At 70.3% G+C, this 9,555-nt stretch carries 8 protein-coding genes; 2 read left to right on the top strand and 6 right to left on the bottom strand.

The genetic code is table 11. The annotated features are described in order from the left end of the window. Positions 1–238 precede the first annotated feature (238 nt). Positions 239–1,366 carry a serine hydrolase domain-containing protein gene (locus tag ACFYY8_RS29195; protein ID WP_390046355.1) on the top strand — a complete coding sequence of 376 codons (1,128 nt, stop codon included), beginning with the start codon at positions 239–241 and terminating at the stop codon, positions 1,364–1,366. Between the two features lie 399 nt (positions 1,367–1,765). Here the strand turns inward: ACFYY8_RS29195 and ACFYY8_RS29190 are convergent, their stop codons facing one another. From ACFYY8_RS29190 to ACFYY8_RS29180, 3 genes are all read right to left on the bottom strand, one after another. After that, on the bottom strand, positions 1,766–2,356 hold the full coding sequence (locus ACFYY8_RS29190; protein WP_390046353.1) for a hypothetical protein: 591 nt from the start codon (positions 2,354–2,356) through the stop codon (positions 1,766–1,768). Positions 2,357–2,444: 88 nt separating this feature from the next. After that, complete coding sequence (locus ACFYY8_RS29185) at positions 2,445–2,618, bottom strand: hypothetical protein (RefSeq protein WP_390046351.1); 174 nt, start codon at positions 2,616–2,618, stop codon at positions 2,445–2,447. 710 nt (positions 2,619–3,328) lie between these two features. After that, positions 3,329–3,784: a MarR family winged helix-turn-helix transcriptional regulator gene (locus ACFYY8_RS29180; RefSeq protein WP_390046349.1), complete on the bottom strand. Its 456-nt coding sequence runs from the start codon at positions 3,782–3,784 to the stop codon at positions 3,329–3,331. A 63-nt stretch (positions 3,785–3,847) separates the two neighbouring features. On the opposite strand from ACFYY8_RS29180, the gene ACFYY8_RS29175 reads away from it, so the two are divergent. Beyond that, positions 3,848–4,216, top strand: a complete 369-nt coding sequence (locus ACFYY8_RS29175; RefSeq protein WP_390046347.1) for a VOC family protein — start codon at positions 3,848–3,850, stop codon at positions 4,214–4,216. A 66-nt stretch (positions 4,217–4,282) separates the two neighbouring features. On the opposite strand, the gene ACFYY8_RS29170 is transcribed toward ACFYY8_RS29175, so the two are convergent. From ACFYY8_RS29170 to ACFYY8_RS29160, 3 genes are read right to left on the bottom strand one after another with little or no spacing between them, the layout of a single operon-like run. After that, on the bottom strand, positions 4,283–5,962 hold the full coding sequence (locus ACFYY8_RS29170) for a (2,3-dihydroxybenzoyl)adenylate synthase (RefSeq protein WP_390046345.1): 1,680 nt from the start codon (positions 5,960–5,962) through the stop codon (positions 4,283–4,285). Continuing rightward, positions 5,943–8,000, bottom strand: coding sequence for an acetate--CoA ligase family protein (locus tag ACFYY8_RS29165; protein WP_390046343.1), 2,058 nt, complete (start codon positions 7,998–8,000; stop codon positions 5,943–5,945). The genes ACFYY8_RS29170 and ACFYY8_RS29165 overlap by 20 nt, the downstream gene beginning before the upstream one ends. Further along, entirely contained in the window at positions 7,997–9,553 is a 1,557-nt protein-coding gene (locus ACFYY8_RS29160) for an FAD-dependent monooxygenase (RefSeq protein WP_390046341.1), read from the bottom strand. Before ACFYY8_RS29160 ends, ACFYY8_RS29165 begins: the two co-directional genes overlap by 4 nt. Positions 9,554–9,555: the final 2 nt, after the last annotated feature.

The following is a 9,555-nucleotide window of genomic DNA, read 5'->3' as shown; positions in this document are numbered from 1 at the left end:
CCTCCACGCCCCTCTTCCGATATCTTTATGATCTTTGTGTGGCTTCCAGTTGTGTTTCCAGTCGAGACCAAGCCTCAACCGCCGGACCGGTGCGCGACGGTAGGGACGTCCCTACCGTCGCGCACCGGTCCGCCTCCCCCCTTACCGTCTACCTGGCGGGATCGCTCGCCGAGGTTCGCCCTCCTAGCGTTGTGACCAGCGCCGACAGGGCGCGAGAACCTACCTGGAGAACCTCCTCATGCGCACCCCGCCCAAAGCCGCCGCCGTCCTCGCCCTCGTCACCACGGGTCTGGCCCTCTTCTCCATCCCGGCGCACGCCGGGCAGACGCCCGCCCCGAGCACCACGGCCTCGCTCCAGGGGTCGATGGACGCGATGATGCGCACCGGTACCGCGGTCGGAGTGCAGGCCAGGCTCAGCGAGGGAGACCGGCAGAGCGTGCTGCGCTCGGGAACGGCCACGGTCGACGGCAAACGTCCCGTACCGGCCAACGGGTCGTTCCGTATGGGCAGCGTCACCAAGGCTTTCGCCTCGGTCACCGTGCTGCAGCTGGTCGGCGAGGGCCGGATCGGACTGGACGACCCCATCGGCAGGCATCTGCCCGGCCTGTTGCCGCGCGAGAACGACATCACCGTACGGATGATCCTTCAGCACACCGCCGGGATACCCGACTACACCAGCATGAAGGAGTTCCCGACGTCGGGTGACGCCTACCTGAAGCTGCGCTTCAACCGGTTCACCGACGAGGGCATTGTGAGGACCGGGCTGACCAGGCCGCTGGACTTCGAGCCCGGTACGAAGTTCTCCTACTCCAACACCGGCTATGTGGTGGTCGGAATGCTGATCAAGGCCGTGACCGGCCACAGCTGGCAGAGCGAGGTCACCGAGCGCGTCATCAAGCCGCTGGGGCTGCGCGACACCTCGGCGCCGACGTACTCCACGACCGTCCCCGGGCCGCACGCCCACGGATACCTCAACAAGAGCAACGGCGAGTACGTGGACGTGACCCGGCTCAACCCGAGCATCGCCGGCGCCGGGGGAGCGATGATCACGACCACGGCGGACCTGACGACCTTCCTCGACGGCCTGGTCACCGGCAAGCTCCTCAAGCCCGCCCAGTTCACCGAGATGAGGAAGACCGTTCCCATCAAGATCCAGCCGGGAGACTACGGCCTCGGCCTGGTCTCCATGTCCACGTCGTGCGGGCGGAAGGTCATCGGTCACAACGGAGGCATTCCGGGCTATCTCACGAGCGCCTTCACCACCCTGGACGGCCGCACGAAGGTGGCCCTTTCCGTCAACCAGAAGCAGTCCCCGGCCGACATGGCCGCCTTCAGCAAGATGATTGACTCCGCCTTCTGCTCCTGAGAGGGAACGCGGCCCGGCCCCCGGTCCAGAATGATCAACGAGACCGGGGCCGGGAAGGAGCGACTGACGTCGACACTCCTACGCCGTGTCGCCCGTCCATTCATGCGGTGAAGAGGAACCCGGCCGCGAGCCGAACCCTTCCCTCGCACACGGCCAGGTCAACGGTCATCGACCTCAGGGAGGTCGTGAACCAGCCGCCCGAGCAGCTGGACCTCCTCAAGCAGGTACCCGGCAGCGGCAGGAAGCGTCTCATCATCCGCTCAGACGGCTCGCCGGCCATGGAGGGCACCGACTGGTGCGGTTTGGGTTTACCGCCCGTCCGGGGTTCAAACTCCAAGCTCGTGAACAGCGGGGCGAATGACTTCAGACGATCCTGGAGAGCGTTCGGGGACCCGCTGATCACAAGGTTCGTGCAGGAGTCAGCAGCCACCGGGCGAAACAGCCCTCTTCGTCCAGCTGGGTGCACCAGCGCACCTTGAACGCGAACGTTGTGTACGTCGTCGTTATCAGAAGGCCTGGAACGTCCCCGTGCGGCGGTCCCCCGTCCCCCGATGGCACCGGTCCTGGCCGGGCGGGCACCAAGCGTTGCGCGTGTGGTCCGGTGCCGTCGCACGCGGCGCTGAACAAGGCGATCTCGCCGCTGCGCACGATGAGCGGGGCGCCGTCTTCGTCGTCGGTGTCCGGGTAGCCGAGGGCCTGTGTCAGCACACGCGGGTAGTCAGGGCCGGATGCCTGCACGACGGCGATGCCGCCGTCCTCTGCCTGAAAGACCTCCATCCAGCTGTCGTCACCGACGGCTCCGTCCGCGCCGACGAGAGCCGCCTGGCCGGCTCCAACCGGGATGCTAGTGTCCTTGAGGCCGAGATCCACGATGTCGTCGTATCGGTCGTCGCTGAACCCGCGCCACGCGCCGCGCAGTGAAGCGTCGACAGCGAGAAACGGATCGCCGTTGGTCCAGAGTCGGCCGGTGTGTACCCACGGTCCTCGCATTGGTCCATTGTGGGTGGAGGCTCGGCGAAAGCCGCACGGAGATGACATGGGGCTTCTTGGGGCTCGTGCAATATGCGTGGAATGATCTTCAAGTCTCCATGCTGGAGTACATGTATCGCAGCAGTTCAGAGCCGGTTACCGACACGCCGGATTCCAAGATCTGGAGTATGCGCGGAGCGGCTGACTCCTGCTCCTGCGGTTCCTCGGCCACTGGGGTGTGGGCATCGTTCGTGAAGGCCGCGGTCGCGTGGTCGAGGATCATCGGGGATGACCTTGATGGAGACGCCGGCGGCGAGCGGCATCGTGGCCGCACCAGGTTGCGACCCCTCGCAGGGCGATGAGGATGCAACCCGGTGGCGTAGATGCTTGCGTTCGCCTAGTTGCGACCCCTCGCAAGGGTGATAAGGACCTCAAACGCGACCCTGATGTTGATGGCCCCGGTCTACATGTTGCGAACCCTCAGGGGTGATGAGAATAAGGGCCGGGCCGCGAGGGACGGTTGACTGCGAGCCCTCTCAGGCCGCTGAGCCACCAGTCTGCTCTCACGACGCCGACGGCCGCAAGCAACGGCGGGAATGCTTTCGCGAGCAGGCGTTGGGGAAAGCCGGCGGGGCAGCGGGCCGTCAGCGGCGTTGGGGCGGTAGCTCGCCCACCGGCGCGACGGTGGGCGTTCCGTCTCCCGTGCGGCGCCACACGGCGATCTCGTTCTCCAGTTCGCCGAACATCACGAATGAAAGATCGGTGAGCCTTTTCGACATCCTCCGGGTAACCGTCCGGCCAGGGGCGATGCAGGCGAATGACGCCTCGTGGGCTCGGTTGAATTCTCCGTGGCGGCAGCGCATGAGCCCGGGCCTCACCCAATGCCTGTTCTGACCTGTGGAAGCCGGATTGAAAAAGGCTCGGTGATTGTCGCGGGCAGGGAAAAGTGTCAGTGCCGGGCCGTACTCCTGTCCGGGTGTGCAGGGGAACGGGCTACACCCCGTCGCCGTCGCGCAGGGAGTGGATCATGCTCCGCAGGATCCGGAACGCGTCTGACTGCTCGGTCTCGGTCATGCCGGCCAACATTCTGACCTCGACGGCCCGGACCGCCACGGTCGCCTTCTCCAGGCTCCGCCGGCCGCGAGGGGTGAGCCGTGTGGGAAGGACCTTCCCGACGGGCGCCTCGGCGGGCCTGGTCACGTAGCCGTCCCGTTCCAGGGCCTGGAGTAGCACGTTCATCGACTGCCGTGTCACGAACGCGCCCCGCGCGAGCTCGGAGTTCGACAAACCCGGCCGTTGGGCCAGCAGTTCGAGGCAGGAGTAGTGCGTCACGCTCATCCCCAGTGGCCGCAGCACCTCCTCCATGGCCACGCGCAGGGCGCTCGAAGCCTCTTTCAGCAGGTAGCCCAGTGATTTGTCCAGGTCAACGCCGGCACCGTTTTGACTCATGTCAGAATTCTGACATACATTGGCCCGTGTCAGGAATCTGACACGGAGAGAAGGAGCATCACCATGCCCGTCACCGGCCCCGACTTCATCTCGCTCCAGGCGCGCGACCTCGACGCCTCACGGGCGTTCTACGAGCGGTACCTCGGCCTCGTCCGTTCGCAGGCCGGGCCTCCGCACGCCGTCGTCTTCGAGACGAAGCCGATCGCGTTCGCACTCCGCGACGTCGTCCCCGGCACCGATCTCGCATCCGTCGCCCGGCCCGGCATCGGCGCCGCGATCTGGCTCCACGCCACCGACGTCCAGGCCATCCACGACGCTCTCGCCGCAGATGGTCACTCCATCGTCTCCGCACCGATCGACGGCCCCTTCGGCCGGACGTTCACCTTCGCCGACCCCGACGGCTACCACGTCACCCTCCACGACCGCGCCTGACAAGCCGAACCGGCCTCGGACCGCATCGTCACGGACCGGGTCCGCACTCCGGAGGTGGCCGGCCGCTCAGGCGCCGCCGGGAAGCTCCGCCTTGAGACGGTCGGCGATGTCGGCCCTGAGGGCCTTCTTGTCGATCTTTCCGACCTTGGTCCAGGCGAGTTCCTCGACGACGACGAGCCGTTCGGGAAACTTGAAGCGGGCGACCTCCGCGCTCTCCATCCGCCCGCGGACCTCCTCCAGCGTGACCGTCTCCCCGGCCCTCGGCACGACGTACAGGCACACGCGTTCCCCCAGCAGGGGGTCCGGCATGGCCACGGCGGCGACCTGGCTCACCGAGGGGAGCTGGTACACGAGGTTCTCGATCTCCTCGGCGGAGATCTTCTCCCCGCCACGGTTGATCATGTCCTTGTCACGGCCGGCCACCACGAGGTCGCCCTCGGGCGTGCGCAGGCAGATGTCACCCGTACGGAACCAGCCGTCGTCCGTGAAGGAGCGGGCGTTGTGCTCCGCCGCCCGGTAGTACCCGCGAGGTGTGTACGGCCCGCGGGTGAGCAGGAGCCCGGCCTGACCGTCCGGCAGGTCCCGGTCCTGCTCGTCCACGATCCTGATCTCGTCGGAAGGTGACAGGGGACGGCCCTGCGTGGTGCACACCGTCTCGGCGGGGTCGTCAAGACGGGTGAAGTTGAGCAGCCCCTCCGCCATCCCGAACACCTGCTGCAGCGTCGCCCCGAGCACGGGCTTCACCTTGTACGCCAGCTCGTCCGCGAGGCGGGCGCCGCCCACCTGGATGACCCGCAGACTGGCGAGTTGTCCGGCACCGTGCTCGGCCGCCCGCTCCAGCCAACGGCCGGCGACCGCGGGCACCACCGCGGTGTGCGTGACGCCTTCCGCCGCGATCGTGGCGAAGGCCCGTACCGGCTCGGGTGAGGGCAGCATGACCACCCGCCCTCCGGCGAGCAGTACGCCCAGGATCCCCGGGCAGGCGAGCGGGAAGTTGTGCCCGGCGGGCAGGCTGACCAGGTAGACCGACTCCGCGGTGACCCCGGAGACCTCGGCGCTGGCCCTGGCGTTGTAGGCGTAGTCGTCGTGGGTGCGGGCGATGAGCTTGGGCATGCCGGTCGTGCCCCCGGAAAGGAGGAAGAGGGCCACGTCCCGGGAGGAGGGAGAGGGCATGTCGAAGCCGGTTCGGCCGGTTGGCGGGCCGCACAGGCTCCGCAGGTCGACACTTCCGGGTTCGATGTCGTCCCCGGCGACCAGCACCCGCCACTCGGCCCCGGTGGCCGCGCGTACGTCGGCCGCGAGATCGTGGGCGAGTCGTTGGTTGTCGAAGTCCTTGGTCCGGTCGGGGACGGCGATCGCCACGGCCTCGGCGTGGACGGCCAGATAGGTGAGTTCGGCCCGGCGGTGGGCGGGCAGCGCCATCACGGGCACGATGCCCGCGCGCAGGCACGCCAGGAGGAGGACGACGAACTCCCACGAGTTGCCCAGCTGCATGACGATCCGCTCGCCCTGGCCGATGCCGAGGCCACGCAGGCGTACGGCGGCGGCGTCGGCGCGGTCGGCCAGCTCGCCGTACGTGAGGCGGAGCCCGGTGCCGTCGACCAGCGCCGTGACGTCCGGGTCGCGGTCGGCGACCTCCCGCAGCAGGGTGCCGATCGCGGCCCCGGCCCAGAAGCCCTCCTCGGTGAAGCGGGTGACGTCGGCCTCGGGCCAGGGCACGGTGTGCTCAGTGATGGGTGTGGGCATCGTCGGCCTTCCTGATGAGGATGACGGCGTCAAGCGCGATGAGACCTTGTGGCGTGAGCCGTAGCGGATTGACCTCGATCTCCTCCAGAAGCGGATTGGCGACGAGCAGGTCGCCGAGCCTGGAGACGATCGTGCCGAGGTCGTCGGAGTCGAGGACGGGGCCGCCGCGCCACCCGGAGAGCAGGGCCCGCCCGGCCAGTTCGGACGGCATGCCGGCTGCCTCGCCGGGGGAGACGGGGGCGAGCCTGATGGCGACGTCGGCCAGGGCTTCGGCCACCGTGCCGCCCAGCCCCACGAGCACCACGGGCCCGAAGACGACGTCGCGTCGGGCGCCGACCATCAGGTCGACCCCGGCGGGCGCCATGGCCTCGACCAGGTAGTGGCGCGCGCCCGCCGCGTCCAGCTCGTCGAGTGCGGCGTCCAGGTCGGCGTGGGAGGACACGCCCAGGTGCACGCCTCCGATCTCCGTCTTGTGCAGGACGTCCGCGTCCAGCAGTTTCACGGCCACCGGCGCCCCGACGAGGTCGAACGCGGTGTGGGCCGCGGTCCGGTCGAGGCAGGCGTGGCGTGGCATGGTCGCCACACCCAGCTGTTCGAGCAGGTCCTTGCCCGCGTGTTCGTCGTATCGGGCGGCCAGGCCGGTCGGCGCCGCCCACGGGGTGGAGACGGCCGGGCGGGCCGTACGCGCTCGGGCGTCGGCCAGCAGCGCGGCGGTGGCCGCGGCGACGCCACGGGCGTCGTCGGCCACGGCGACACCCGACTGGCGCAGGGCTCGGCGGTCGCGGACGACCTCCTCGCCCACACCCGCCAGGCCGAGGACGACGGGGACGCCCGCGGTCAGGCCTTCGGTGAGCGCGGCGACGACGTCGACCGCGTCCGGTTCGTGCAGGACGTAGCCCGCGAGGACGTCGACGCCGGGATCGGCGCCGACGGCGGCGAACACCGCCCCCAGCTCGGGTCCTGGGCGGCCGGTGTCGACCGGGTTGCGCTGGAAGGTCAGCGGCGGCAGCAGCCCGGTCAGGGTCTCGCGGGTGCCGGGGGTGAGCTCGGGCACCCGGATCCCGCGTCCTCGCAGGTCATCGAGGAGCAGCAGGCCGGGACCCGCCTGGGCGGTGACGACGCCGACCCCCGGGGCGACGCGGGGACGGGCCCGCGTCACCGCGAGCGCGCCGACGGCGTCGACGAGTTCGCGTTCGTCGTCGACGAGGACCGCGCCCGCCTGGGCCAGTGCCGCGCGCGTCGTGCGCCACGAGGTCGCGAGCGCCCCGGTGTGGGACTCGGCGAAGGCCCCGACATCGTGGCGGCCGACGACCAGGGCGACGACCGGCCGGGTCGTGGTGAGGCGGCGCACGCTCGCGACCAGCCGGGGTCCGTCCGCCACCGACTCCACGTGCAGCGCGACGGCGGCGGTGTGGGGATCGCCGGCGAGGTGGTCGAGGACGTCGGGAGCCGTGACGTCGGCTCCGTTCCCGAGGCCTACGGCGAGGCTGACGCCGTGCCCCGCCTCGGTCAGCGCGAACGCCAGGGCGTGGTTGACGCCTCCGCTGGCGGCGACGACGGCGACGGCGCCCGGCGCCACCCGATGGACGCCGGGGACGAAGCTGGCGGTCACCCGCGCGTGGGGAGCGAGGAAGCCGCTGGTGTTCGGGCCGAGGAGCCGCAGACCCGAGTCCCGGGCGATGGCACCGAGCCGTCGCTGGTGCTCGATTCCGGCGCCGCCCGCCTCGGCGAACCCTCCGCCGCACACGACGGCGGCTCGCACGCCCGCGGCGGCCGCCTCCGCGAGCACGCCGGCGCAGGCCGCGGCGGGGACGCAGAGCAGTGCGAGGTCGACGGGTCCCGCTGCGGCGGCGGCGCCGACGGACGGGTACATGGTGTCGTCGCGAGCGTTCACCCGTGCCAGGAATCCCCCGAAGCCGGACAACGAACGAGCCATGGCGGCGCCGAGTTTGCCCGGGTCGCGGGAGGCGCCGACGACCGCGATGCCCCGGGGGGCGAACAGCGGGCCCAGCGGGCTCAGCGGGTCGAGGTCGTTCACGCGGGCACTCCGACCAGGTCCGCGCGGCCGGAGAGCACCGTGGTCAGCGCCCGGTCCCGGTCGTGGTCCCGTTCGATCAGCAGTGCGGGAAGTCCTGCGCGCATCCGTACCTCCTCGCACAGCCTGGTGCGGGTCAGAGCCGTGCCGCCGTGCACGGCGACCAGGGCCGCGCCGGCGGTGGTGAGGTCGGACAGGCGAGGCAGGTCGGCCTCGTCGTCCGGTGCCTTCAGCAGGGCGCCCCACGCGCCGGGCAGCGGAACCGTGGAGAGCGGCAGATAGCTCTTCCCCCGGACGGCCGCGGGGACGCCGTCCGCTCCGGACACGACGTCGAGCAGCCGGCCGGGCGCCGACCAGCCGGCCGCCTCGAAGGGCGTCTCCAACGGGTCGGCGCCGTGAAGGTCCCGCCACCGGCGGTGGGCCCGGTCGATGAACCGCGGCGCACGCCTGGCCAGCCGCGCGTCGGAGATGCTGCGGGACATGAAGTGGTAGGCGAACTGCCACGGCTCAAGGGCGTCGTGGTAATCGCCGAAGTTCTCCCACCAGGCGAGGCTGGGCCGCGCCGAGTCCTGGATGCGCAGAACCGGCGGCTTGGCCGTCCGTTCGTAGCTCGTGAGGGCGGCCGCGAGGTCGCCCGGGTGCCCGACCAGCGCCCGCGAGAGCGCGACGGCGTCCTCCATGGCCATCTTGGTGCCGGAGCCCACGGAGAAGTGCGCGGTGTGCGCGGCGTCGCCGAGCAGGACGACGGGCCGCGGTGCCAGCGCGTACCAGTGGCGGGTACGGCGCGTGCGGAAGTTGCCCCAGCGGGAGTTGTTGGTGAGCAGCCGTCCGCCCTCGATCTGCTCGGCGAACAGCTTCTCCAGGTACGCCTTGGAGCGCAGGTCGCTCTCCCCGGGGGGTTGGTTCACGTCGAACGCGTCGAGACCGGCACGCCGCCAGGACGCCTCGTCGGTCTCCACGATGAACGTCGACATGGTGTCGGAGATGGGATATCCGTGCACCGCGAAGACGCCGTCAGGGCCGCGTTCGTGGACGAAGGTGAGCCCGTCGAAGAGGTGGTCGGTGCCGAACCAGATGAACTTGGCCGAGGCGGTCTCCACCTGTGAACCGAGGCCGGAACCGAGCGCTTCGCGGATCCGTGAGGAGGCGCCGTCGGCGGCGACCACGAGGTCGTAGCCCGCCAGGTCGTCCAACGTCACCTCGGTGGAGAAGCGGAGGTCCGCCCGGACGGAGCGGGCACGTTCCTGCAGGATCAGGAGCAGCGTGCGCCGGACGACCGCGGCCATGCCGTTGCCGCCGCACCTGATCCGCTCGCCCTTCAACCGGACCTCGATGTCGTCCCAGTGCCTGCCGTGCTCGGCCAGGGCTCCGCGCAGCACGGGGTCCGCCTCGTGGATCGCCTCCAGGGTCCGGTCGGAGAAGACCACCCCGAAGCCGAAGGTGTCGTCGGCGCGGTTGCGCTCGAAAACGGTCACTTCGTACGACGGGTCCGCCTGCCGGACCAGCGCGGCGAAGAACAACCCGCCGGGCCCGCCGCCGACCACCGCGATGCGCATGG

The organism is Streptosporangium sp. NPDC001559 (assembly GCF_042893955.1).
Classification (GTDB): Bacteria; Actinomycetota; Actinomycetes; order Streptosporangiales; family Streptosporangiaceae; genus Streptosporangium.
Note: the sequence above shows the minus strand (reverse complement) of the source record. Positions and strands in the feature narration are given on the sequence as shown.

Coding starts and splice junctions, on each gene's coding strand:
- ACFYY8_RS29195 (WP_390046355.1), top strand. CDS start 239: ATGCGCACCCCGCCCAAAGCCGCCGCCGTCCTCGCCCTCGTCACCACG.
- ACFYY8_RS29190 (WP_390046353.1), bottom strand. CDS start 2,356: ATGCGAGGACCGTGGGTACACACCGGCCGACTCTGGACCAACGGCGAT.
- ACFYY8_RS29185 (WP_390046351.1), bottom strand. CDS start 2,618: ATGATCCTCGACCACGCGACCGCGGCCTTCACGAACGATGCCCACACC.
- ACFYY8_RS29180 (WP_390046349.1), bottom strand. CDS start 3,784: ATGAGTCAAAACGGTGCCGGCGTTGACCTGGACAAATCACTGGGCTAC.
- ACFYY8_RS29175 (WP_390046347.1), top strand. CDS start 3,848: ATGCCCGTCACCGGCCCCGACTTCATCTCGCTCCAGGCGCGCGACCTC.
- ACFYY8_RS29170 (WP_390046345.1), bottom strand. CDS start 5,962: ATGCCCACACCCATCACTGAGCACACCGTGCCCTGGCCCGAGGCCGAC.
- ACFYY8_RS29160 (WP_390046341.1), bottom strand. CDS start 9,553: ATGCGCATCGCGGTGGTCGGCGGCGGGCCCGGCGGGTTGTTCTTCGCC.